This is a genomic window from Clostridium transplantifaecale (assembly GCF_900626075.1).
Lineage (GTDB): Bacteria > Bacillota > Clostridia > Lachnospirales > Lachnospiraceae > Otoolea > Otoolea transplantifaecalis.
The window spans coordinates 1,239,114-1,264,437 of sequence record NZ_UYZY01000001.1; the positions used below are offsets into that span (position 1 = coordinate 1,239,114).

The following is a 25,324-nucleotide window of genomic DNA, read 5'->3' on the forward strand; positions in this document are numbered from 1 at the left end:
GCCATGGCACAGACGCAAGAACCATCTTATCCTATTTTGCAGCCGTCACGGCCTTCTTTTTTCACTTCATAGAGGAGAATATCTGCTTTCTGGTATAATACCTCAAAATCAGTTTCATCCTTTCTTACCACCACACCAATGCTGGCCGTAATTCCGGATGATTCCGGCACGATTACAATCTTCCTGAATTCATTTCTGATCGTTTCCGCTTTTTCCTGCAATTCCTCTTCCGTCCTTACGCCCGGCATATAGGCGATAAATTCATCACCGCCCAGACGGCCGTAAATATCTTTTACAAATATAGACTTCATGCATGTGCCCACCTGGGTCAGCACGTCGTCTCCGACGGAATGGCCATAATGGTCGTTGATCTCTTTAAAATGATCTATATCCATAATCAGCAGCGCCCCGCCTGTCTTCTCTTTGAGCAGCGCTTCGGAAATCACTTCACGTACCGTGGATGAATTGTAAATACCTGTCATTCCGTCATTCTGCGCTTTCTTCAAAAGGCGTTCTTTTTCGATTTTTTCCTTCTGAATATCCCAGACCCGGCCGATTGAGTACACGGCCCGCCCCGAATCGTCCTTTACCACTTTGGAGGTGACACGGTACCACCGCTCCGGCTCCCTGGCCGATATAATCTGAACGTCCCTCGTCCCCTCTTCTTCCTGCATAATCCAGTGATACAGTGTATTTTCGCCTGAAATACCCCGTTTTTCAAGAAGCTCTACCCCATACTTGCTGAAATCGCCAATCACCTCGTCTACGCCAAGCTTACGCACTCCGTCACCGGAGAATCTCAGCACGTCGTCCCGGAAATCGTATTCATAGACACTCTCCCCAACAACTTCCGAAAGCTGCCGGTAACGCCTGTATTCCAGCGCCATTTTCCGATCCATTTCATACCGGTTGCGGATATTACGCAGCAGTCCCAATCCGATGGCCGCCACAAGGACAAGCGCGATGGCCGTAAACGCACCGGGATTTCCCCTGACATAATCGATAAAAGAGAGCTGCTCCCGGTTGATGGAACTTTCATAAAATATCCTTTCCTTTTCGGAATCAGGCATATATGAGATCACCTTATTCAGTATATTATGGAGTACCCGGTCCGAATCCCTAACGACACCGAGACAGATTGGCTGGCTGCCGCTTTCTGTCATGACAATCGCCGTAATATTTTTGTACGCGGTCTTATTGATGCAGTACTGAAATGAGTAGTTGTTAATATGGCAGTAATCCGCCTCCCCCTCATTGACCGCCTCCATCGCCTCCTCCGGCGAATAATAGAGTTTGACTTGGCCCGCCTCCGGCTCCACAGAACCAAACGCATCATAGACTGCCGCTGTTTTTCCTTTCAGCTCTCCCGGATCCACTCCCTTATGCACAATCAGGATTTGTGAAACATTCATGTACGGCAGAGTCTGGGTAATTCCGAATTCCTCGGTAACAAGTGTACTGCCGGGAACAGCCAAAATCAAGTCCACCTCTTTATCCAGGACCATCCTGCGGTACTCATCCGTATCTTTTATTCCGATGTACTCAAACCGGAGTCCTGTCTCTTTCGAGATATAATTCAGGAAATCAACCGCGATTCCCTGCGCTTCACCCGTCTTGGGATTGACGCTCTGTATCGGAACCTTCCCATCCAGAACCACAACTTTTAACGTGCCTGCCTGCTCCAGATAAGCTTTCTCCCTGGTTTCATAGAGCAGATATTCTGATTTTGCATTAAAATATTTCCGGTGGAGTCTGGGTATCAGAGTCGGATCGGTCTCTTCAAGCTCCAGCATTCCGGCATTCAGTTCTTTTAAAAGTTCTGTATTTCCTTTTGTCACCGCCATATAAAAAGGAGTGGATGAAAACCTGGCTACCGCTCTGTACCCTTCGAGCGTTCCAACCTCAGGTTCCAGGATGACATCCGCTTTCTTTTCCTGCACCATCTTTACCGCCTCGTGGCCATCAATACAGCTTATTATTTCATAATTCTGGCAGATCGAATTCAGGTACCGCTCCATGGCGTCCTGCTGCTTTCCGCCACTGCCGACCACGGCCACTCTTAGGATTTCCCTCTCCGTAAAGCTTTCGGGTGTCATATCCAAATTACTGTCCGGCACCGCAAGGACAATTCCCGTCTCCCCATATGCACTCCCCGGATAGTCAAATATCTCCCCAAGAGCCTCATTATAATTCATGCCTCCCATCAGATCAATCTCTCCCTTTTGGAGCATGTCCAGCATAACGGGAAGGGACTCATTCAAAGAACCCTCAATCTCTATAAATTCATATTTCCACTGAGTATACTGTGCCAGTTCCTGAAGATAATCATACGTATAACCCGAATATTGCCCCTTCTCATCTTTCATTGTAAAACCATACTGGATCGGATAACCCACCCGTACGACACGTCTCTCTTTTGCCTCGGACGGTATGGTCATGCATAGAAGCATCCATATGACGGCAATCCCCATCAAAAAGCCTTTTCCCGCTTTAGCTGATTTCATAGTTCTCCCTCACAGCCCCTGATAACGGGCTCCTTTGTTACAACAATGACCTGTATATTTCCCCGGATATCTTTATATCACATATACACTTTCACATGATAAAAAGCCCCGCCAATAAGGCAGAGCTCCAGATACAGCCACAATTTCCCGGCTGAAAGCAGTCCTATTCTTGCAACTGGCTGCCTCCGTAAGGCCCTGTAGTTTTGCGTCACTGCTTTACAGCAGTTTTGCCTTTATACAATTAGATAGATTGTATCATGGGATGTTTAAAAAGTCTATTGGAATTATGTCATAAAATGGGGATTTGGTTGAGAAATGAGGACGCCGCCGTTAGGCCAGGGGCCGGGGTGGTGAGGGGGATCGATGAGTCTTTCGTCCCGGTGAAAGGTTATCGTGGGCGGGGAATCCGGGCAGAAAAAGTTCCTGCGGGAAACGCTTGCGCTCGTTGGAGTACATAACGGTCACTAACCTCGAAAATACCTCGGTAAGTGCCGATGAACTCCCAGGTTCCCTCCGGAATCTTTTTCTCCCTCCTTCCCCACAGGAAGGTTATGGCCGGGACGAAAGACTCAGCCAAGACGGCTGCCCGGCCCCTGGCCTGCGGCGCCTGATCTGTCCTACTTCTTCAATGGGGGAGGCGCTTGTCGCTACCACTACGTTTCCCCGGATGCTGGAAAACTGCATCCTGTTCACTATGAGACTATGTACACTTATAATTTTATAATCTTAGAGTGTTTATTCTGATACTCTTTTTATGCAGCCTGGGATGTCGCCAGAATGTAAAATAGTTACGACTATATCGCGGCCGCGACAATACCACCTTCACACTTGACGAAAGAGACAATCAGCCCCTGAAGCCGGCGGACGGGGCAATACCCTCGCTGAGTCTTCAGTCCCGTCGACAACCTGCCCGGGGAAGGAAGGAGAAAACTTTCCGAAGGGAGACCTTGGAATCCGCCGGTGCTTGATGAGGTATTTTCGAATCTAGCAGCCGCTGCGCATTCCACAAGCGGGAGCGAGTCCCCGTAGGAATTTTTTCTCCTGGATTCCCCCTCACCACAACTTACAAACCGGGACTGAAGACTCATACACACCCTCCCACTCCCCCGTCCGCCATCTTACAGAAGCGTCCTCGCATCTCAACTAATCCCCACCTGGCACATGCTCATGGCCTTCAGCGCATTTTCATGGCTCTCCGGCGTCACACCCGCGCAGCAGCCGGCCCTGACGCTCACCGGTGTATTGGGAACGGCCGCTTTGATTAGAAGCGCATTGGAAATAACGCAGATATCCGTACAGAGTCCCACCAGTTCAACCGACTCGTAGTTCCCCTCTTTCACATATTCGGCCAGCCCGATGCAGCCGAACGTCGGCTTTTCAAATCGTTTTCCTTCATATTCATTCAGCTGGCTGCATAGTTCCCGGCCTTTTGTTCCCTTGATGCAATGCGCAACCGGCAGGTTTTTCCCCTCCAGTGTGTCCAGGTAGCCGCCGTCATGAGTGTCCAATGTAAAGACAACCTCCTGGCCCTCATCGCGGTATTGCTCAATCAGGGCTTTGACGCCCGATACAATCGCCTGGGCCTCTTCCGTCCCCAGAGAACCGTCTACAAAATCATTCTGCATGTCAATTACTGCCAGCAATTTTTTCATTATTACCGCCCCTTTCCTTGTCCGCTCTGTCTGTTTTCTTATATTTTTAAAATTATATCACAATTTTTCTGCAAACGCTATTGACAAATCCCCGGAAAAGTATTAGGATAAATGAAAATAAAAACCGTTGAAAAAGAGGAGTAAGTTATCTTACAACATCACAGAGAGCCGTGTCATGGTGGAAGCACGGTATGAAGTTGATAGCCGAATGGACTTTTGAGGGCAGCCCTGAATAACAGTATGGGCTGACGGAAACCGCAACCGTTATCTGGCGGCATATATGTTAGTATATGATTGAGTGGACTTGAAGTCAAAGTCAATTTGGGTGGTACCGCGGATTTATCAATTCGTCCCAGATGCAGTTTTCTGCGTCTGGGATTTTTTATATTGTTAAAAAGCTCTCCGGGCAGAACCGAACTGCACCGGACAGAACCGGGAACCGCTCCCTCAGAGAAACGGAATTTATTTGCAAAAATCATAAAAACAGTAAATGGAGGAAAGAATTATGAAAAAGAAAGTATTTGCATCATTATTAATCGGCGCTATGGCAGCATCCATGTTATCCGGCTGTTCTTCAGGAAATACGGCAGAGACGACAAAGGCGCCTGAGACAGAGACCGTTTCAGCAGCAGAATCCACAGAGGAGGCCAAAACTTCCGAAGCCGCTTCCGAGGCCGGGCAGGCCGGAGATCTTGCAGATGGAAAATATACAATCGGTATCGGCCAGTTTGCCGTTCACGGTTCACTCGACAACTGCCGTGAAGGTTTCATCCAGGGACTTGCGGAAGAAGGTTTTGTGGAAGGTGAGAACCTGACCATCCTCTATGAGAACGCCAATGCCGACGGCGGAACATCCAGCCAGATTATTACCAACTTTATTTCCAAAAAAGCTGATTTAATCTGCGGCATTGCAACTCCAATCGCACAGAGCGCCTACAGTGCGGCCAGAAAAACGGGAACTCCGGTTATCTATACGGCAGTAACCGACCCGGTTATGGCTGAGCTTGCTAACGCAGACGGCACACCGGTCGGCGAAGTAACGGGAACCAGCGACAAGCTTCCTGTAACGGAACAGCTTCAGATGATCCGTGAGATTCTCCCGGATGCAAAAAAGATTGGTATCATGTACAGCACAAGCGAGGTTAACTCCCTCTCCACGATTGAAGAATATAAAGCAGCCGCTCCGGAATACGGATTTGAAATTGTTGAAAGCGGCGTTTCCTCCACAGCAGACGTTCCGCTGGCAGTTGATCAGCTGGTTCAGAAGGTTGACTGTATCAACAATCTGACGGATAATACGGTAGTAAGCGCTCTTCAGGTTGTCCTGGATGCGGCTAACAAAAAAGGCATTCCGGTATTCGGAAGTGAAGTAGAACAGGTTAAGGTAGGCTGCCTTGCATCCGAAGGACTTGACTATGTTGCTCTTGGAAGACAGACAGGACAGATGGCTGCCAAAGTGTTAAAGGGTGAAGCAAAAGCCAGCGAAATGAATTTTGAAATCATTAAGGGCGCTTCTTTCTACGGCAACACAAAAGTTGCGGAAAACCTGGGCATCACTTTACCGGAAAGTCTGACCGCAGATGCAGCGGAAATGTTTGACGAAATCACACAATAACTATTAAGAAGAAATTTGGAGGTTTGCCATGTCTATCATACTTGGCGTTTTGAATGAAGGTTTAATCTATGCACTGATGGCTTTGGGCGTTTATATCACCTACACCATCCTCGACTTTCCGGATCTTTCGGTAGACAGTACGTTCCCTATGGGAGCGGCTGTCACCGCCACTCTGATACTTGCCGGACTGCCGCCGTTTCTCACTCTCTTTATCGCATTTGCGGCAGGCGCCCTGGCCGGAATGGTTACAGGACTGATCCACGTCAAACTGAAGGTGCGTGACCTTCTTTCAGGAATTATCGTCATGACGGCGCTGTATTCCCTGAATTTAAGAATCACAGGCGACAAGGCAAACCTGCCGATTTTCAGTAAAGATACGATTTTTGACAATGAGTTTGTTTACGGCCTCCCGTCACCGCTCGGTGAATTCAGCACTGTAATCATCCTTCTCCTGATTGTCGTTGTAGTCAAGGTGCTTCTCGACATGTATATGAAAACACGCTCCGGCTATCTTCTGCGGGCCGTAGGCGACAATGAAACTTTGGTCACCTCTTTAGCCAAGGATAAGGGATCTGTTAAAATCCTGGGCCTTGCGCTGGCAAACGGCCTGGCCGCCCTCTCGGGCGCAGTGTACTGCCAGCAGAAGGGATTCTTTGAAATTTCCGTCGGTACCGGCACCATTGTTATGGGCCTTGCAAGCGTTATCATCGGAACCAAGGTATTTGCCAGATTCGGGAAACTTAAAGCTACGACAGCCGTTATCCTGGGAACCATCGTATATAAAGGCTGCGTTTCCATGGCTATGGCCCTCGGGCTTAAAACACTGTACTTAAAGCTCATCACGTCCATATTCTTCCTTGTGATCCTCGTAGTCAGTGAGAATGGAAAGAAGAAGGTGAAATAAATGCTGGAATTAAAACACATTGATAAATATTATAACCATGGGACAGTCAATGAGATGTGCCTGTTTGAAGATTTTAATCTGACCATTGATGAACACGACTTTGTATCTGTCGTCGGGAGCAACGGTTCCGGCAAGACGACACTTTTAAATATCATCTGCGGCAGCATTCCGGTCGACAGCGGACGGATTATCATAAACGGCAAAGACATCAGCCGCATGCCTGAATTCAAACGCCAGCGCACCATCGGCCGCGTTTACCAGAATCCAGCCATGGGGACCTGCCCCAATATGACTATCCTGGAAAATATGGCCCTGGCGGACACAAAAGGCAAACCATTCAACTTAAAGCGCGGCACCGACAAACAAAGAATCGATTATTACCGTGAAACCCTGAGCTCCCTCGGCCTGGGCCTTGAAGATAAGCTGGAAGTGAAGGTCGGCGTACTCTCCGGCGGACAGAGGCAGGCAATGGCGCTTCTGATGTCCACCATGACACCGATCGAATTTCTGATCCTGGATGAGCACACCGCTGCCCTGGATCCGAAAACGGCCGAAATTATCATGGAACTGACCGGCAAGATTGTCCGCGAAAAAAAGCTGACCACCATCATGGTCACCCACAATCTCCGCTATGCCGTTGAATACGGCAACCGCCTCCTGATGATGCATCAGGGCCATGCTATTCTCGATCAGAAGGGCGAAGATAAAAAGGCAACGAAGGTGGAGGATTTGCTCGACCGATTTAACGAGATCAGTATTGAATGCGGCAACTAAAATGGGCATGCAAATGCATAACCGGTGAACTTATATCTTCTTTAAACAGTTTAACACGGAAGGACAGACACAATTAAATGTCTGTCCTTCCGTATTTTTTAAGCTCCGTTTTCCGCAATCACAGCCGCCAGTCCCTCTATATTTTCATACAGTATTCCGAGCATCTTCGGTTCCAGCCTGGTTACAGCCTCCGCTAGTTTCCTGTCCAGAAAACTCATTTTCTCCGGTCTCAGATCTCCGCCGAAATTTACCGTTTTCTCTGCATGTTCCAGCAGCTTGGATGGAAAATTATGTTTGAATAAGTCGTCCGACTCTCCGGGTGTTGTGCAGCAGATGAAAAGTGCTGTCTTTTTGTGAGCAGTGTCTTAAGATTCCTGTTGCAAAAGGATTTTACCTTTTTTTGTATTTTCCCACATAGATAGAACCGTAAAATGTAGCTCACCCTCGGAAACCCTTGTAAACTCTGGCTCTAACGCCATACAAAAATGTGTATTGTGTTGCCTTTTTCTTGATTTTCGTATAGCTCCGAGCCGCCAGTTCCGGCTATCTCTATTTTACCGCCACTTCTGATTTCGGGCAAATACCCATATCGCATTGTAAGTTATGCCTGCAGTGTATTGCTGCCGCCTGCATTCAGTATAAACTTTGAAGTTAACTCTAAGTCAGTACTTTTCTGTTATCCAAATAGATTTTTTATAAAATCGGAGGTGGAACGGAATGCTTTATACCGTTGGCGAAATGGCGAAGAAACTGAATGTGTCCCCATCAACACTGCGTTATTACGATAAAGAAGGTTTGCTGCCCTTTGTGGAACGCTCCGTGGGCGGCATACGAATGTTTAAGAAATCCGACTTTGAATGGCTTTCTATCATTGAATGCCTAAAGCAAACAGGTATGCCGATTAAAGAGATTAAATCTTTCATTGACTGGTGTATTGAAGGTGATTCTACGATTCAGCAGCATTTGGAACTGATTGAACAGCAGAGGGATATCATGATGAAAATGATCAGTGAGATGGAAGAAACATTAAAGATGTTGGATTATAAAAAATGGTATTATGAAACGGCTAAGTCAGCCAGTACCTGCTCTATCCATCAGAAACTTCAAAAGAAGGACATCCCAACTGAATTTTGGGCTATGCGGGAAAAAGCCAAAGGACTCCTTTTATAAAGTAAACGGCATTGCCGACAGCACAATAAAGTAGAGAAATAACTGCTAAGAGTTATCTCCCTCTCGTTGAACCGTACATGAGGGTCTCGTATACGGCTCTGCAACTTATATTCCAATATCTCTTAGATAATAGTTTAAAGGGTTGAGCAGACCAACTCCGCCCTTTATTTTTGTTTTACCCCTGCCCTGAGCGCAGATACTTTATTAGTTTTTTCTGCCTTGGAAGATAAAACTAAGACAGGAACAGGCTTTGTTTGTCGGATAGCCTGCAGCAATCCAACGCCATCTGCTTCCGACAAAATAATATCCATGATAACCAGACAAAAATGTTGTTTCGTAAACAGTTCAAAGCCCTCCTGTACAGACGTCACATAATAAGCATCTGTCGTATCACTCTGAAGCGCATATTTAATTTCCTTGCAAACTGCTAAATCTTCATCTATAATCAGCACTTTCTTTTTCATCTTACGCCTCCGGAAACAAATGCTCTTTGCCATTTATTTTTAGAACATCGGCCAATGATTAATTTCCATTAAGCAATCGCCAGTAAATGTGTGCATCAATATCTTTGTAAACATTAAATATAACTTTTTTAATAGAAGTTTTTGTTTGCATAAAATTCTTGACCGTTTGCACTGCAATTTCTGCCGCTTTCTGATTCGGAAAATGAAATTCTCCGGTAGATATGCAACAAAATGCAATACTGTCCAATCCATGTTCTGCCGCCAGTTTCAGGCAGGAAGAATAACACGAGGCCAACAAGTCACAATCCCTGTTCGTCAATACTCCTGATATAACCGGCCCAACGGTATGCAGAACATACTTACATGGCAAATTAAATGCCCTTGTGATTTTTGCCGCCCCGGTCGCTTCATCATGCCCCTGCTTTTTTATTATCTTGTCACAGGCCAGACGAAGCTGAATTCCGCTGAAACTGTGAATACAATTATCAATGCACTTGTGGTTTGGGACATAACATCCAGTCATACCGCTATTGGCAGCGTTAACAATGGCATCACATCTCAGAGTAGTAATGTCCCCTTGCCACAAATAAATTCCTGCTTGGATTTCTTCTAAACTATCCAAATCTGTAATGCCTTTTTCAGTGATTTCCATCTGCAAATATTCATCCTGTATCTGTAGAAACTGTGCATTGACAGGTTTGGGACGCCTCACATTCATCAATGCCCGCAACAGGATTTTTTGTTCTTCAGGTTCTTCAGGTATTTTAACCTGTATATATTTTGATTCTTCCCCTAACAACTCATGTATCAAAAAGATTCTTCTTTCCTCCTGCGTCATATCCGTCACTCTTTTCTTTCTGCCAGTTCCACGAGATATTGCCCTGTAATGCTATTAACATTTTGAGAAATCTCTGTTGGGGTACCAGTTGCAATAATCCGTCCTCCGGCTTCCCCTCCACCCGGCCCCATATCAATCACATAATCTGCATTGGCAATCATATCAAGGTCATGCTCGATAACGATTACCGTTGCGCCATTATCAACGAGGCTTTGGAATACACGGATTAGCACCCGTATATCCAATGGGTGAAGCCCGATGGTGGGTTCATCAAAAATGAAAACCGCATCCTCCTGCAGCTTTCCCATTTCAGAAGCAATTTTCAACCGCTGCGCTTCTCCGCCGGATAAAGAGGGAGTCGCCTCTCCAAGCGTAAGGTAGCCAAGTCCTAAATCGCAAAGCACCTGTAAACGCTCCCGAACCTTTTTGACATCGGACATTTTATCAAGTGCCTGCTCCACCGTACAGGCCATCAATTCCGGCAGAGAAATTCCCTGATCATCGGCAGTGGCCTTCTTCGGAATATAGCGGATTTTCTTTGCTTCTTTTGCATAACGCAATCCACCACAGTCCGGACAGATGATTTCCACATCGGGAAGAAACTGAATATCCATTGTAATCTGACCTGTGCCGTCACAGGCTGGGCAATGTAAAGAGCCTGTGTTGTAAGAAAAGTCCCCGGTCTTTTTCCCCAGTTCTTTTGCGGTGGAAGTGGCTGCGAAAATACGGCGCAGGTCATCCAGAACGCCGCTATATGTTGCAACCGTGGAACGTATATTTGTTCCGATGGGGGTGGCGTCGATTACATTTACCCTTTTTATTCCGTCTGCCTGTAACGCCTTAATATGCTTTGGAAACGGCTGATGATTGATTTCTGCTTGTAAAGCGGGAACAAGGCTTTCTAAAACAAGGGTAGTCTTTCCGGAGCCGGATACGCCGGTTACGGCAACCAAACGGCCTTTGGGTATTTTTAATTCAAGAGAATGTACGGTATGCAATGGATTGGTAGAAAGGGAAATACAGCCATTCTCAAACATGAGCGTTTCCATTGCTTTTTTCCGGACAGCAACGGGTTCTTCTCCCGAAAGAAATTTTCCAATCAGGGATTGCGGATTCCGTGCGGTTTCAGCAATTGTTCCGACAGATACAATACTGCCGCCAAATTCTCCGGCTCCAGCTCCCATTTCGACCAGCCAATCCGCCGCCTTTAATACCCGGACATCATGTTCTACAAGAACCACTGAATTTCCGTGGGCAATCAAGTCATGGATAACCGCCAAAAGCCCGTCCACATTTGACGGGTGCAATCCAATCGAAGGTTCATCCAGAACATAAAGAATACCTGTCGTTTGGTTTCTCACGGCTCTGGCAAGCTGTACCCGCTGGCGTTCTCCAGTGGAAAGTGTTGAGCTTGCACGGTCGAGTGTCAGGTATCCAAGTCCGAGATCAAGCAGCCTTTTTGCCGTATTCAAAAATTGGGTGACAACACTTACCGCCATTTCCCGCAAGATCTCCGGCATTGCATCAGGAATGGTCTGTACCCACCTTACGGCTTCTTCTAAAGTCATGGCGGTCGCCGTGGGCAAATCCACACCGCATAAAAGAGTGGATCGGGCCTGCTTATTTAAGCGAGTCCCTCCACAATCCGGACAGACATCCTGTTTCAAAAACTTTTCTACCCGCTTCATACCTTTCTCATCTTTGACTTTTGCCAGAGCGTTTTCCACCGTATAAACGGCATTAAAGTAAGTAAAATCCATCTCGCCTGCCTGATTGCTGTTTTTTGCCTTGTACAATATATGCTTTTTTTCAGCAGGGCCATGAAAGACGATCTCCCGTTCCCGTTCGGTCAATTCAGAAAATGGGACATCGGTACGAACACCCATCGCCCTGCATACATCCGTCATTAGAGACCACATTAACGAATTCCAAGGCGCCACCGCCCCCTCATCTATTGACAGTGATTCGTCAGGTACTAACACAGTTTCGTCCACAGTCTGCCGGGTTCCGGTTCCTGTGCAATGAGGACAGGCTCCATCGCTGTTAAAGGAAAAGGATTCCGCGCTTGGCGGGTCGAATTTGACTCCGCAAATAGGACAAACGATCTGCCTGCCCCTTGCTGCATCGGCGGTCGGCTCTATCAAATGCCCATTAGGACAGCAATGGCTACCAAGCCGGGAATACATGAGGCGCAGACTGTTTGAAAGTTCCGTCATCGTTCCAAAGGTACTCCGCACCCCCGGCATTGCCGGTCTTTGGTGCAAGGCGAGAGCTGCGGGAACATTTTCGATGTAGTCTATTTTTGCTTCGGCAGCCTGTGTCATACGTCTGCGGGTATAAGCAGATAGGGCTTCCAGATAACGGCGCGAACCTTCCGCATATAGAACGCCCAGGGCAAGGGAGGATTTACCAGAGCCGGACACACCGGCAACTGCCACCAGTTTTCCGAGCGGAATGTCAATATCTATATTTTTGAGATTGTGGACACGCGCGCCTCTTACCGTAATGGTAGACGGCATACCGTTATATTCTGTCAGACTATTATCCATATTTTTCGCCTCCTGCTAACGCTGTAATTCATCAAGTACCGAATCAATGCTTTCGTTTATACAGATAGATTTTGATCGTATTTCTTTTGGGACAACAGCCTGCCCCTGATTGATGCAGGCATAGATGGCGTTTGGCCACGCAAGCGTCATACGCCAGAAAGGATATTTAATAATTACCGGTGTATTCATGCCCACTCCGATTTCCAAAAACAATACCTTTCGTTTGGAATGGGTTTGAAGATAATCCGCATAACCTGCCGACGCTTTATGCCAGCCCTCATCTTCTACAAAGGTATCATCCCCACGCAGATTCATCGTCATTGGCCTGCCGCATATCGGGCAGGTTGGTACAAGCTCTTTCGGAATTTTCAGGTTCCAGCCCGATTTTTCAGTAATTTTGTACTCGCCATTTTCTGTTCTTAGAAAGCCTTGTGTTTCTAACATTTTCAGAACAATATTTTTATTGTTGTAAGTTTTTTGATGGCAGGGTTTTGAGCATTGAAAGAGTCCGTAATCCCCCTGCGTATAAAAAAGCCGCTGCTTATCAAAACCTGCCCGCTGAAAACAGTGATCTACATTGGTAGACAATACAAAATAGTCTTTATCCTGTACCACACGCAATAGCTTCTGATAAACAGGAACAGGCGGCATGATATAACGGTTAATGTAAATCAGGCGGCTGAAATATCCCCAATATTCCTCCAGCGTTTGAAAGGAATAAAAAACACCTGAATACATATCGTGAAAGCCGTATTCCTTCTCAAAATCTGCAAAATAAGTTTTGAACCGTTTGCCTGCATAAGTAAAGCCTGCTGCGGTGGAAACTCCGGAGCCTGCACCGATGATAATGGAATCTGCATACCGAAGTTGGATTGCTAATTCCTCAACTTTAGACCTCATAGTGAAAGCCCTCATGATTATACGCCTTGCCAAGCGTAAACCAACGGCCAAGTCTTTCCCCAATTATAAAATAATCATTGCTGAAATTGTCCCAACAAACGGGGTACAGCTTGTCAAAATCAAGAGTTTTTCCATTCGCATTTAGCACGCTCTCGTCAATGGATACATTTTTGACTGTTCCAAGCACTCTGACCGAGATATCATCTTCTCCCGGATCAATGCGCAGAAGTTCACACTCCATTGTGACAGGCAGTTCCGCAAAATAGGGAGCATCCACTAACCCGTTCTTTATAACTGTAAAACCAGTGCGCTCCACCTTATCCGGCACTTTCCTGCCGGAGACCGTTCCGAGATAATCACATTTATCTAAACATTCCCGTGTAACGCAGGAAACTGTAAATGCCTTTCTTTTCATAATATTATCCGTGGTTTTTCTACTTTTGTAAAGGTTAAGCTCCACAACTTCCCAAGTGGCGGTAACGCACCAAGTGGCCACCATCGCATTCGGCGTTCCATCTTCGTTATACGTTCCAATCAGAAGCATAGGGGTCGGTGATATGCCTGCTCTTTGTCCAAAATTGATTCTTCCCATATTCTAATCCTCCATAAATCACATGATGTTTCACGCTGATTCCTCCGTTCTGAGTCCAATATAAAAGCGGTATCCCTCCACTAGTTACAGGGAGGGATACCGCTTTGCACTTTATTTCTCCTGTGCGGGAGCAACTTTTGCATAACCGTCCCATGCAAACAGAGCTTCTTTGCTGTCATCTGCAACCATCTTGTCAATCCGGCAGATAAACATATTATGGTCGCCGACCTCTATGGCCTGCTCCAAAGAAACTGCAAAAGCAATCCGGCTGTCCTCCGGGAATTCAATATCGGTTCCGTCCATGTTCTGGAGTGCAATCGGGTTTTCTTCCAGCTTGTTTTTGTCACCGCCGTTAGAGGAACCATAAGCCATGACAGCATCTTTTAAGCTGGTTCCGGGAGCAGCCAGAACAGCTTTGCCGGTACGCTTGATGTTGACGCTGCTGTTAGCTGTGGGCCGCATTGCAAACGCCAGCATCGGCGGGTTAAAAGATGCGTACATGAAGAAAGATACCGGAGCCATGTTCAGGGAGCCGTCCTCCTTCTTCGTGCAAACCAGCATCAGCGGGTCGGGAGATGTAATTGCAGTTGCCTGCCCAATGTTAATTTCTTTCATAAAAACCATCCTTTCTTGAACTATTGTGTTTGCAGAATCATCGACTTGACTTCTTCTGATAATCTAAATATACTTGGTTTATAAAAAGTTTCAAGTACGCAGATTATTCTGACTTAGTATTGTGTACCATACCATCAAAGAAAGAGAGGTTCCTTTTATGGAAAAAGATTTATCTTATGAGGAATATACAGAAAAGGTAAAGCAGGGGATTTTGACGGACGCAGGAAACTGCCCTGTAACACCGCTGCTTTTAATGTTGCAGGGAAAATGGAAATTCCAGATTATTTATGAGCTGTGTATCAAAGACCCTATCCGCTTTGGTGAATTAAGAAAAGCAATTGAGGGGATTACAAATACCATGCTGACAACGTCCCTGCGCGAATTGGAGGCTGATGGACTGGTTACCCGCATACAATTCAATGAGATTCCGCCTCATGTGGAATATTCATTGTCCGAAAAAGGGAAGGCACTATTGCCAATTTTTTATGAGATTACAAAGTGGGGATTTAATTACATCCCTTAGTTATTTTTATCAATACTCAAAGCCTAATAGCTTTTCATTTAAAATATTCTTACCGATATAACAGCGCACTGTCACTCATTAACCAAGTATTACAAAAAAATAATCAACTATTGTAACTGTATATATGCCTATTTTACGCTTTTCTAAACCGTTAGATTGAGTAGTTCAAGGAGGTATCAAACTGGATTCCACCCCCGTCCATGGAAAAATACATACAGGGGCTGTCCTGAAAACGTAATTCAGCGATAGCCCCTTTAGTATAAAATAGGAAACTGCCAATTAATAAGCCCCTGTCATTGCTCCGTCCAGAAGCACCGTCAGTCCAAAAATATAGGTATTGGCTTCACTGCACAGGAAAGCTGCCAGTCTGCCATATTCATCCGTCGTACCGTAACGGCCCATCGGAAAACTCTTAAGATCCATTTTTTCATAATCAGAAACCGATATGCCTGCTTTTTCCGCCCGCATTGCATTCAGGCTCTCAATTCGGGCAGTTCCGATGCGGCCGGGCCCGATTACATTTACAAGAATATTATCCTTTCCAAGTTCTTTGGCCAACGTCTTGCTCATACCGACCACTCCCATCCGCATCGTATTGGATAAAATCAGATTATCCAGGCAGTCTTTCACTGACGATGAGGTGGAGTTTACGATCCTTCCGCCGCCCAAACGCCTCATGGACGGCAGGCAGGCGCGGATTGCACGGATGTACGAGAGCAGGCACATATTAAAAGCTCCCTCCCAGGCCGCGTCATCAAAAGAATCAAAGGGGCCAGGTTTGGGACCGGGGCACATATTGACCAGCGCATAGATATCCCCCAGCTTCTCAACCGTATAATTTACCAGCTTTTCGATGTCCTCCGCCTGGTTGACGTCACATAAAAATGTCTCCGGTCGATTCCCTGTCTCTGCTTCGATTTCCGCCTGTGCCGCATATAACTGATCCTTAAACGGCTCCGCCGTGCAGAGCATTACCTTAGCTCCTTCACGCGCCACCTCAGTGGCAATTCCTTTTCCCAGACCGGCAGCAGACGCCATACACAAAACCACTTTATCCTTTAAACCAAAAGTTAAAAGAGCATCATACCGTTTTTGTTTTACTAAAATAGTCCAGCGTCAGCCTGCGCAGAGTTTTACTCAAAAGAACCATGCCGCTGACATTTACTACAATTAACAGCATATTTGATATATCCACCCATGGCAGTGCGGCATCGACGCCAATGGTGCCTCCGATAAAGCAACAGATTAACAGCGCCAACTGGGCCACATATCTTACGCCTTTTCCAAACATATCTTCACTGACCATTCCCTGCATCGTGGTCAAAGCAAGTACAGGAGACGTGGCAAACCAAATCAAGCCGATGGATGCAATTAACCTGCCCGCTATCCCAATTGTTCCAAATGCATTTATGGCCAGCATGCTTCCCGGATCGCCGGATGTCCACACGCCGGTACAAAGAATCACCAGCGCGGTAAATGAGCACACAATAATCGTATCTACAAATACCTCAAAAATCCCCCACATTCCCTGTTCCACCGGATCATCCACATCTGCCTGGGAATGCAGGATGCTGGCTCCGCCGTTTCCGGCGTCGCTGGAGTAGGCGCCTCTGGCACAGCCGTTTTTAATGGCTGCAGAAAGGGCCGCGCCTGCAAAACCTCCAGTAGCAGCCGTACCGGTAAAAGCATTTGATAAGATGCTTGCCAATGCGGGAATTAAATTTCCAATGTTGGCCAGGATAACGATAAGCCCGGTTCCAACATAAAGAATTGCCATAAAAGGCACCATTTTCTCTGTTATTCTCACCAAAAGCTTCAAGCCGCCGCCTAAAATAAGAATTATTACCATTACGCAGATAATTACGGTGCTTACGATGCTGGGAACCCCCAGCGTACTCGCTGCGCTGGCAACACTGCCAGTATGGGTGCCGCAGGCAATGGCTAATCCAAACACACAGCAAAAGGACCATATAATACCAAGCGGTTTCCATACCTGCCCAAGATAATGGGAGGCGCCTCCTTTCCATCTACCGTCCTCTCCCTTTATACGGGTATGCACTCCGAGAACTGCCTCACAGTATTTCAGGCACATTGCAACAAAGCCAACGACCCACATCCAGAAAACAGCTCCCGGGCCGCCCAACGCAATGGCGCTTCCCACACCGACAATGTTTCCCGTGCCAATTGTGTTGGCCAGACAGGCGGTCACTGCCTGGTAGCCAGACACCTTATTTTTGTCTTTATCTTTGTCACCCCGTATGGTTGCGATAATTGTTTTTTTCATGGCAAAGCCAAAGTGTTTGATTTGTACAAAGTCACAGGCAATCGTGAGCCAGATTCCGCCCCCTATAAGAATAAGTAAAACCGGCAACCCCCACATCCAGTTTTTAAAGTTCATGATTGCATTATAAATCGCCATTTTTTAATACCCCTCCCTGATTTTCTCTTTCTTATCCATCATCTCTTGAAAAATTTGACGGATTTTCGTATTGGTCTTCTCTTCGCAGGCGAACTTTCCTCCCCACTCCGGATGCCATTGTATACCTAAAAACGGATATTCACGATGTACCACTGCCTCAATAATACAGTCATGACTCCCCTCCTGCAAGGTATAATTCTCTGCCATCTTTATGTACTTCTGTGCATCTTCCTCCTTTCTGCACCATAGTTGAACTGCCTGCAAGCACTTGGGAAGAAACCGGATTGCCTGATGATGGACGCTGTTGCACCGCACCACAGGCCCGTATGCTTCATACAGTATGGTTCCTGGAATGTTGTACATATCATGGAACCTGGGATTAACCGGATCGTAGGCGTGAGCTTTTTCACAGGATATATGCTGGATCAAGGAGGCGCCAAAATACACGCTGACAATCTGATGACCGCGGCAAATACCCAGCAGCGGTTTATTCAATTCCACCGCCCTTGCAACCATAGCCAGCTGTAGTCTGTCCAAATCCTCGTCTATCACCTTACATCCCGTATTTTTTTCACCCCAATAATCGGGGTTTACATCCGGTAAGCCTCCCGGAATCACAACTCCGTCAGCCTCCTCCACCTCTCCTGGATTCAGACTGTACCAGACCTTTTCCCCACCCTGTGAAAAAAAGCTGCAGGTGTCCAATGTGGGGGTAAAGTCTGCCCCCTGTTCCTGATCTCCCGGACCGGCAATCAGGATCTTCCTTTTTTTCGCTTGCATTTCCTTGCTCCTTTCTTTTTCAGTCAAACTCACACCAAAATTTGGTATATCCTTTTTGCTGGGCTTAATTAATATAAAAGCAAGATCCGTGCCAAATAAAAAACAGCTTAAAATGCTCTAGAATATAGCGTAAACCTTATTTATTTTCTTAAAGTACGTGACATTAATAGGATAAAATAGTATTATATCCATATAATGAGTCAAAGGAGTGTCGCAAATGCTGCCCAAAAAAATAATAATCTATTTTCCTCATGAAAAAATGCCCGCCGTAAAAAACACCCTGTTTCAAAATCTGGAGACCGTCTTTAGTTCAAGTATTCAACTTCAATCTGTTTACTCCGGCGATTTGGCCCCTGACGAACTTCTGCGTGCAGATTTATTTTTAGTTCTTATCATGGATGGAGTCAATGATCTAAAAGGCCATGTATCCAATCTAAATGATGCTGTGGCTATTACCCGTTCTCTGCGTAAATCGGTGCTCCCTCAAATTATCAGTATTCCTGAAGGCTCCGACGTGCTGGTAGTCAACCGGAATTACTCGCTTGTTATGGAATTTGCCAACGATCTTCTGGAATTGGGCCTGACAAATATCAACTGGATTCCATATAAGAAAGAAGAGGAGGAAGCAGGGCTTTACCACTCCGTTTCCTGGGCCATCTGTCCGAATGAACGCGGCTATGTCCCTTCCTATATTCCTCATGTCATTGATATTGGAGAACGCTGCATCGATACCTACACCATGATCCGCATTGCTTCCAAGCTTCATCTCCACAGCGAGGAAATTGAAAGCCGGTTAATTCAGTACGCGCAGTCCCTGGCGGAACCGGAAAGCAGCATTGCCAACCAATATTTTGATAATTATTTGAAAACAGCACTGCTGCAAAATTACGTTCATTACAATTCCGAAGGTCTTTTACTTTGTGACCCCACATATCGCTGCCTCTATCTCAATGAGTATGTAAAGTCTCTGCTTCCCTGCGGTTCCTATCAGGACAGGGAGTTACTGCAGCAGATGATACCGCAGATTTGTCAGGAAGATTTTTATAGCGGGATGGCGGACATTGCCGATGAACATTTTCTTATCATTAAAAAACCGGTATGGATTGATCAGGTATTGGCCGGTTATTGCATTACCTTTCAAACAGAAAAATGTATTCATGATTTAAACGCTGATGTAAATGCTGAATTATCCAACAATAATTTAACTGCCAGACACCGTTTTGAGGATATCTGCCACCATTCCTTTCAAATGTCCTCTGTTATTCAACGGGCGCGGCAAGCCGCTTCTACCGATTACCCGGTTCTTATTCAGGGGGAAAGCGGCACCGGAAAAGAGCTTTTTGCACAGTCCATTCATAATGAGAGTCCAAGACGCAGCAATCCATTTATTGCCATCAACTGTGCCGCTATTCCCCAGAGTCTTCTGGAAAGTGAACTGTTTGGTTATGAAGGCGGCGCTTTTACCGGCGCAAGGCGGCAGGGAAAGGCCGGTCTTTTTGAACGGGCCGGCGGCGGTACTCTTTTTCTGGATGAAATTGGAGATATGCCGGCTGCTTTACAGGCATCTCTGCTGCGGGCCATCCAGGAAAAGCAAATCATGAGGGTAGGCGGGGAAAAACTGATCTCCGTGGATGTGCGCCTTATTGGCGCCACAAATAAAGATTTGTTTGAAGAAGTAGAAAAAAAACATTTTCGAGCAGATCTCTACTATCGTCTGAATACAATACCTCTGACGATACCTCCCCTGCGTCAGAGAGCCGGCGATATTCCCCTGCTCCTGCGGAAATTTTTAGGTCAAAGCTGGACCTTTTTATCTTCTTCTCAGATTGAATATCTCTCCCGGCAGCCATGGCCGGGAAATGTACGTCAATTAGAAAATTTCACACATTACTACCAAACGACCCACTCTTTGGACGGTTTTTTTCATCCCGGTGAGGTGTTGACACCGAAAAAAATGCCGGCTAATGCCGATGGCTCTCATCATTATATACGGCAAAGAATTCTTTTCCACATAGCGCAGGCAACCGCCCCAGGTCATGGGATAGGACGCGCTGCCATCCTAGAACGCCTTCATGGCGAGAATATCAACTGCAGTGATGCTTCTCTGCGGCAGTTCCTGATGGAATTACAGGATAAAGGACTAATCACCATTGCCCGTGGCAGGACGGGCTGCCGCGTGACAGAAGCCGGACGCAGTGAATAACCAACATATAAAATGGGAGTCAGGACAGATGAATCTGGTTGAATACAGGCTCAGGCTCTCAGCAGCATAAACGAAAAATGGGGCTATCGCTGAATTACGTTTTCAGGACAGCCTCATTGCCTCATATAGCACTACTCCTTCTTTTCTTTTGACTTTTTCTTTGCTTTCTTTTCGAGTGCTTTTATTGTATCTAAGTATGCTTCCTCGACCGGCGAAACTGCAAAAACCTGATCTTTCCGGTACTCCTCAGTTTTTTTTATTACTTGTGCATGGCTGATTGAACCGGAGCCCATTAATAATTTTTCTCCGGCAGATGCAAGAATGGAATCCAGATGCTTAACATAGTCTCCATAGTAAATCCTTTGATCAGGTATTCTTTCAGACGCTCAGAAGCCCATTTACGGAAATTCGTTGCAACAGCTGATTTTACACGATATCCAAGTGATATTATCATATCCAAATTATAAAACGGAAGGTTTACGGCCAACTTCTCCATTACCTTCCATTCGAACCTGTCGGAAATTCCGACAAGTTGAATTCTCATCTAATTCCCCTTCATCATAGATATTCCTTATATGCTCAACAACATTCGAACGGGATGTGTGAAATAATTCGGCCATTTGCTGCTGTGTAAGCCATACTGTTTCATCCTCCATTCTTAAATCCCAAACGAGGACTTTCCTATAAAGTAAAAAACTGGGTTCCAGGTCCTCCCCAGTTACCAGTTGCAATCCTAATCTATGTCGACGCTATACACATTTTACCTTTCTATCTGTGTATGCAGTTCCTATTTCCCTCACTTTTCAAACGCTATGCACATAATACACATAAAAAACCATACTCCAGTTTAGAACCGCCTATGACAATCCAGTCATACTTCCGTAAATCTGCCTCTCCCATGTTTTTTAAATCCATCATATCCGTGCCCGGGCCGAGCCTGACCTTCAGATAATCTGCACAGTCCCGTGTACAGCCATATTTACCCGCAAATAATATCAGTGTTTTCATAATGCCTCCCTTACCTTATGCGGCCGAATAACACCGCTATCGTCAGCGGCTGATTCCTTCTGTCAAAAGTTCCACAAAATCTTCTGCAAACTGGCTAAAATCTTCGAGCAGATAAAGCCGGTTTTCAACGGCGCTTATGACAAACCCCAGAAGCGCGCTAACAATCATCCATCCCATACCGCGGATACCGGGCCTGAATACTTCTTCTTCAATTCCTTTTAAAAGGAGCCGGTCCAGCATATTGATTCCCCCGTTGGCCGGAGTTGAGCCTTTATTATCGTTTGCGAAAATTACGTTCATTCCGCTGTAGATAATCGCTTTGGCTACCTCCGGTTTACTGGTGAGACATCTTATAAAATCAGCCAGAATCATCCGGAGCTGCTGCGTCACAGGAGCGCTTTTGTCCGCCTCCAGACAGGCGGCCGCGCTGCTCTCTGCTTCACGGCAGAAGCCGTCAGCCATATCGGTAATAATCTGTGCTTTATCCTTGTAATAGAGATAAATTGCCGTCGGGGAATATTCGATTTTTGCCGCTATTTTTCTGATTGATAAATTCTCGTAACCCTCCTGGTTAATGATTTCAACGGCGGCGTCCATGATCTTCTTCCTCATCTCCGCCTTCTCACCGTCACGCCGTTCCCTGATTCCCATAATCCGCCTCGTTTAACAGTGTTAATTTAATTTACAATGTAATCATAACCAGTTATTATGAATTTGTCAATCACGATATCATTTATCTTATCTCCCCTCTTCTTTAAATAATGGAAACTAAAGTGCTTATAATCTAGTAACGGGCAAAAATTTAAGAGAGGAAAAGGGTTGTGGCCTTTTCCTCTCTTTTACCGTACGTGTATTTTATAGTGTGTTCCTAATTTTCTGTATGGATAAATACAGGGGTTTCCATCAATATCCAAGCTGGCAAAGGACATTGCCAGGCTCATCAATAATTATCAAATCCGCCTTACTATCCATATAATGTTCCGCCTTATGGATCATAATAAGATGCTTCCCGCTAAAATACCGGATATAATGGGAAAATACATCTGAATTCAATGTTGTTCCCAAAAGAAGCAGTACCTCCGCCTTGCCGATCTCCTCCGTCGTTCTCGTCATGATGCGGCTGTCCACCATCTCGCCGAACAGTGAGACAAGGGGACGAATCACGGAGTTGCATATCCTGCAGTGAGGCACGCCCTTCTCACCCATAATGTCCTCTACCGAGTAATATTCCCCGCAATGAGGACAGCGGTTCATATAAATCGTGCCGTGCAGGTCGATGACGTTCTCACAGCCGCCTCTCTTCTCCTGCTCAAAGATATTGGACGTGATGATGCACTGCAGGTGTCCCGCTCTCTCCATGGCAGCCATAATATGACTGGACGGACTTGGCTCCGGTATTTTCTCCAGAATTTCTTTTTTATAGAACTCGAAAAACTTAGCCGGACGTGTGTTGTAATAAGCGCTTGTAAAAATCTCCTCCGGTGAGGCTCCGTAAACACACTCAATCTCATAAGCCCGCTCCGGTTTCTTGATACCGATAAATCCGCTCTCCTCCATCATGCCGGAACCGCAAAGCGCCACCGTATAATTGCTTCTCCCCAAAATCTCCCGTAAATACACGATTTTACTGTCCATATACTCCCTCCCTGTTTCATTACCCCCGTAATATAATTCTATTATAACTATTCAGAATCTTTATAAAAATCACCATCCGATTCAGTTATTTATATTATACTAAAAACAGAAAAAGGTTACAAGCAAAAGTGCGGGGAATTGAGAAATGAGAACGCCGCCGGAACGGCCGGGGGCGGAATGGTGAGAGGAGGTTGTGAGTCTTCAGTCCCGCCAACATTCTGCCTGGGGAAGGAAGGAGAAAACTTTCCGAAGGGGACCTTGGAATCCGCCGGTGCTTAGCGAGGTTCTTTCGAGCTTAGCATCCGCTGCGCATTCCACAAGCGGGAGCGAGTCCCCGTAGGAATTTTTTCTCCTGGATTCCCCCTCACGACTACTTACCAACCGGGACTGAAGACTCATATACTCTCTTCCACTCCCCGACCGCCATCTTACAGGGGCGTCCTCACATCTCAACTAATCCCCCTGCAGTTGGAAACATCTAGCCGTATGTGTTTCCCCTATTTTAGTATCCCCCGGCTTTTCCGTCCGGCAGCGTTCACAGCGTTTTGGACATCTGGGATAGAAGGAACAGCCTGTAAATCCCGCGGGAACGCCTTCCCCGATATCGGCTACGGCCTTTTCCTGTGTTTCCGGGTCACCGTCCACTATGGAGGCCAGGAGCAGTTCTGTGTACGGGTGGGCCGGAGTGCGGTAAACCTCACCGGCCAGGCCGGATTCGACTATCTCTCCTCTGTATAATACCACCACACGGCGGCAGATCCTGCGTACAATATTGAGGTCGTGGGTGATAAACAGAATCGTCATCTTTTTTTCTTCATGGAGCCTTAAAATCAGCTTCAGAATCTGGGACTGGACCGTCACGTCCAGGGCCGATACCGGTTCGTCCGCAATGATCAGTCTGGAATCCATCATAAGCGCCGTTCCGATGCTGATTCTCTGTCTCTGGCCTCCCGACAGCTCTCTGGGTCTCCTGTCGGCAAAAGAAGGATCAAGACCCACGTCTACCAGCATGTCGGCCACCATCTGCCTGCGTTTATTCCGGTCCGTAATTCCGCGCAGCTTCAGCGGTTCCTCCAGGATCCAGCCGATTTTCCTCGCAGGGTTCAGGGAACTGAAGGGATCCTGGAATACCATCTGCGGCCTTAAATTATCTTTCATCTGAACGGTTCCCGTATAATTATCATGGAGGCCGAGTATTGTCTTGCACAGTGTGGACTTACCGCAGCCGCTCTCCCCCACGATGCCGAGTATCTCGCCGTCGTACGCCGTCATGTTCACGTCGTGGATCACATGTTTCTTTCCCTTTTTCCGTAAAAATCCTTCTCCCCTTGTGTCGTAATATACATTCAGGTTCTCAAGGCGGAGAATTTCTCTTTCGTCTTCCTCCCATGAATGTCCTTCCGGTATCGATGATACCAGACGCTTTGTATACTCATGTTTCGGATTTTTCAGAACTTCTTTCGTTATCCCTTCCTCCACAACCTTTCCCTGATAGACGACTACCACGCGGTCGCAGATTTCTTTTACCACATTTAAGTCGTGTGAGATAAAGAGAATGGAGGTATGGTTCTCATTGTGTATCTTCTTTAGCAGCCTGAGAATCTGGGCCTGGACAATGACATCCAGGGCGGTCGTCGGCTCGTCGGCGATAATGAGATCCGGGGAACAGACCGTAGCCTGTGCCAGCATGACCCTCTGACGCATTCCGCCCGAGAGTTCGTGAGGATATCTGCCGCAGAGATTTTCGGCGTCGGTGAGTCCCACCTCGACAAGCGCTTCCACCACCTTCCTGTGTATCTCTTTGTCCGAAAGTGAGGTGTGCAGACGCAGGCTCTCTCCCACCTGCTTTTCTATCTTCATAACAGGGTTTAAGGAGGTCATTGGTTCCTGAAACACCATAGCCATCCTGCTGCCCTGAAGTTTTCTCTTTTCTTCGTCTTTCATGGTAAGCAGATCCGTGCCTTTAAAAAGGATCTGCCCTCCCGTCACTACTGCGTCTTTAGGGAGAAGTCCCATCAGAGCCAGGGCGCTCATGGATTTGCCGGAACCCGACTCTCCCACGACACCCAGGATTTCCCCTTCCCGGATTTCAAAGCTGATGCTCTTTACCGCCGGTGAGGTGATTCCTCCCTCCGGAAAGCCGATGGCCAGATCTTTTATTTCCACGATTGGTTTCATG

23 protein-coding genes, 1 riboswitch and 1 other annotated feature are annotated in these 25,324 nt (G+C 46.5%); of the genes, 6 read left to right on the forward strand and 17 right to left on the reverse strand.

What is annotated here, in order from left to right:
- Positions 1–26: 26 nt before the first annotated feature.
- A complete protein-coding gene (locus tag EJL91_RS05300) occupies positions 27–2,504 on the reverse strand; it encodes a transporter substrate-binding domain-containing diguanylate cyclase (protein ID WP_125140887.1) in 2,478 nt (825 codons plus the stop codon).
- Between the two features lie 167 nt (positions 2,505–2,671).
- Positions 2,672–2,746, reverse strand: a riboswitch (cyclic di-GMP riboswitch).
- Between the two features lie 897 nt (positions 2,747–3,643).
- Complete coding sequence (locus tag EJL91_RS05305) at positions 3,644–4,156, reverse strand: cysteine hydrolase family protein (RefSeq protein WP_125140888.1); 513 nt, start codon at positions 4,154–4,156, stop codon at positions 3,644–3,646.
- Positions 4,157–4,274: 118 nt separating this feature from the next.
- Positions 4,275–4,514, forward strand: a binding site (T-box leader).
- A 147-nt stretch (positions 4,515–4,661) separates the two neighbouring features.
- On the opposite strand from EJL91_RS05305, the gene EJL91_RS05310 reads away from it, so the two are divergent.
- The 4 genes from EJL91_RS05310 (at position 4,662) to EJL91_RS05325 (ending at position 8,619) form a co-directional block, all read left to right on the forward strand.
- Positions 4,662–5,771: an ABC transporter substrate-binding protein gene (locus tag EJL91_RS05310; protein WP_125140889.1), complete on the forward strand. Its 1,110-nt coding sequence runs from the start codon at positions 4,662–4,664 to the stop codon at positions 5,769–5,771.
- 28 nt (positions 5,772–5,799) lie between these two features.
- Positions 5,800–6,675 carry an ABC transporter permease gene (locus EJL91_RS05315; RefSeq protein ID WP_125140890.1) on the forward strand — a complete coding sequence of 292 codons (876 nt, stop codon included), beginning with the start codon at positions 5,800–5,802 and terminating at the stop codon, positions 6,673–6,675.
- On the forward strand, positions 6,676–7,449 hold the full coding sequence (locus EJL91_RS05320) for an ABC transporter ATP-binding protein (RefSeq protein WP_125140891.1): 774 nt from the start codon (positions 6,676–6,678) through the stop codon (positions 7,447–7,449). It abuts the gene before it with no gap.
- Positions 7,450–8,166: 717 nt separating this feature from the next.
- Positions 8,167–8,619: a MerR family transcriptional regulator gene (locus EJL91_RS05325; RefSeq protein WP_125140892.1), complete on the forward strand. Its 453-nt coding sequence runs from the start codon at positions 8,167–8,169 to the stop codon at positions 8,617–8,619.
- Between the two features lie 164 nt (positions 8,620–8,783).
- Here the strand turns inward: EJL91_RS05325 and EJL91_RS05330 are convergent, their stop codons facing one another.
- The 6 genes from EJL91_RS05330 to EJL91_RS05355 all read right to left on the reverse strand — a co-directional run bounded on the left by EJL91_RS05330 (position 8,784) and on the right by EJL91_RS05355 (position 14,577).
- Positions 8,784–9,083, reverse strand: coding sequence for a response regulator (locus EJL91_RS05330; protein ID WP_164516750.1), 300 nt, complete (start codon positions 9,081–9,083; stop codon positions 8,784–8,786).
- A gap of 58 nt (positions 9,084–9,141) precedes the next feature.
- On the reverse strand, positions 9,142–9,921 hold the full coding sequence (locus EJL91_RS05335; protein ID WP_125140894.1) for a protein-ADP-ribose hydrolase: 780 nt from the start codon (positions 9,919–9,921) through the stop codon (positions 9,142–9,144).
- A gap of 5 nt (positions 9,922–9,926) precedes the next feature.
- Entirely contained in the window at positions 9,927–12,470 is a 2,544-nt protein-coding gene (locus EJL91_RS05340; protein ID WP_243125234.1) for an excinuclease ABC subunit UvrA, read from the reverse strand.
- A gap of 15 nt (positions 12,471–12,485) precedes the next feature.
- Positions 12,486–13,385, reverse strand: a complete 900-nt coding sequence (locus EJL91_RS05345) for an SIR2 family NAD-dependent protein deacylase (RefSeq protein WP_206429455.1) — start codon at positions 13,383–13,385, stop codon at positions 12,486–12,488.
- On the reverse strand, positions 13,360–13,962 hold the full coding sequence (locus EJL91_RS05350; protein ID WP_125140895.1) for a flavin reductase family protein: 603 nt from the start codon (positions 13,960–13,962) through the stop codon (positions 13,360–13,362). The genes EJL91_RS05345 and EJL91_RS05350 overlap by 26 nt, the downstream gene beginning before the upstream one ends.
- Before the next feature lie 111 nt (positions 13,963–14,073).
- Entirely contained in the window at positions 14,074–14,577 is a 504-nt protein-coding gene (locus tag EJL91_RS05355) for a flavin reductase family protein (protein ID WP_125140896.1), read from the reverse strand.
- A 157-nt stretch (positions 14,578–14,734) separates the two neighbouring features.
- Between EJL91_RS05355 and EJL91_RS05360 the strand changes: the two genes are divergently transcribed.
- Complete coding sequence (locus EJL91_RS05360; RefSeq protein ID WP_125140897.1) at positions 14,735–15,100, forward strand: winged helix-turn-helix transcriptional regulator; 366 nt, start codon at positions 14,735–14,737, stop codon at positions 15,098–15,100.
- A 279-nt stretch (positions 15,101–15,379) separates the two neighbouring features.
- Here EJL91_RS05360 and EJL91_RS05365 read toward each other — a convergent pair whose 3' ends face one another.
- The 3 genes from EJL91_RS05365 to EJL91_RS05375 are packed head-to-tail and all read right to left on the reverse strand — an operon-like array spanning position 15,380 to position 18,299.
- On the reverse strand, positions 15,380–16,150 hold the full coding sequence (locus tag EJL91_RS05365; RefSeq protein WP_279230030.1) for an SDR family oxidoreductase: 771 nt from the start codon (positions 16,148–16,150) through the stop codon (positions 15,380–15,382).
- A gap of 31 nt (positions 16,151–16,181) precedes the next feature.
- Entirely contained in the window at positions 16,182–17,519 is a 1,338-nt protein-coding gene (locus EJL91_RS05370) for an alanine/glycine:cation symporter family protein (RefSeq protein ID WP_125140899.1), read from the reverse strand.
- 3 nt (positions 17,520–17,522) lie between these two features.
- Complete coding sequence (locus EJL91_RS05375) at positions 17,523–18,299, reverse strand: gamma-glutamyl-gamma-aminobutyrate hydrolase family protein (protein WP_125140900.1); 777 nt, start codon at positions 18,297–18,299, stop codon at positions 17,523–17,525.
- A 217-nt stretch (positions 18,300–18,516) separates the two neighbouring features.
- On the opposite strand from EJL91_RS05375, the gene EJL91_RS25095 reads away from it, so the two are divergent.
- Positions 18,517–20,502, forward strand: a complete 1,986-nt coding sequence (locus EJL91_RS25095) for a sigma-54 interaction domain-containing protein (protein WP_125140901.1) — start codon at positions 18,517–18,519, stop codon at positions 20,500–20,502.
- Positions 20,503–20,633: 131 nt separating this feature from the next.
- Here EJL91_RS25095 and EJL91_RS24850 read toward each other — a convergent pair whose 3' ends face one another.
- The 6 genes from EJL91_RS24850 to EJL91_RS05405 form a co-directional block, all read right to left on the reverse strand.
- Positions 20,634–20,795, reverse strand: coding sequence for a hypothetical protein (locus tag EJL91_RS24850; RefSeq protein ID WP_164516751.1), 162 nt, complete (start codon positions 20,793–20,795; stop codon positions 20,634–20,636).
- Positions 20,795–21,046 carry a RhuM family protein gene (gene rhuM / locus EJL91_RS24855; RefSeq protein ID WP_243125235.1) on the reverse strand — a complete coding sequence of 84 codons (252 nt, stop codon included), beginning with the start codon at positions 21,044–21,046 and terminating at the stop codon, positions 20,795–20,797. Before rhuM ends, EJL91_RS24850 begins: the two co-directional genes overlap by 1 nt.
- Before the next feature lie 266 nt (positions 21,047–21,312).
- On the reverse strand, positions 21,313–21,510 hold the full coding sequence (locus EJL91_RS05390; protein WP_125140902.1) for a flavodoxin domain-containing protein: 198 nt from the start codon (positions 21,508–21,510) through the stop codon (positions 21,313–21,315).
- A gap of 42 nt (positions 21,511–21,552) precedes the next feature.
- Complete coding sequence (locus tag EJL91_RS05395; RefSeq protein ID WP_125140903.1) at positions 21,553–22,161, reverse strand: TetR/AcrR family transcriptional regulator; 609 nt, start codon at positions 22,159–22,161, stop codon at positions 21,553–21,555.
- A gap of 252 nt (positions 22,162–22,413) precedes the next feature.
- On the reverse strand, positions 22,414–23,145 hold the full coding sequence (locus EJL91_RS05400; RefSeq protein WP_125140904.1) for an SIR2 family NAD-dependent protein deacylase: 732 nt from the start codon (positions 23,143–23,145) through the stop codon (positions 22,414–22,416).
- A 453-nt stretch (positions 23,146–23,598) separates the two neighbouring features.
- Positions 23,599–25,323 carry a dipeptide ABC transporter ATP-binding protein gene (locus EJL91_RS05405; protein ID WP_125140905.1) on the reverse strand — a complete coding sequence of 575 codons (1,725 nt, stop codon included), beginning with the start codon at positions 25,321–25,323 and terminating at the stop codon, positions 23,599–23,601.
- Position 25,324: the final 1 nt, after the last annotated feature.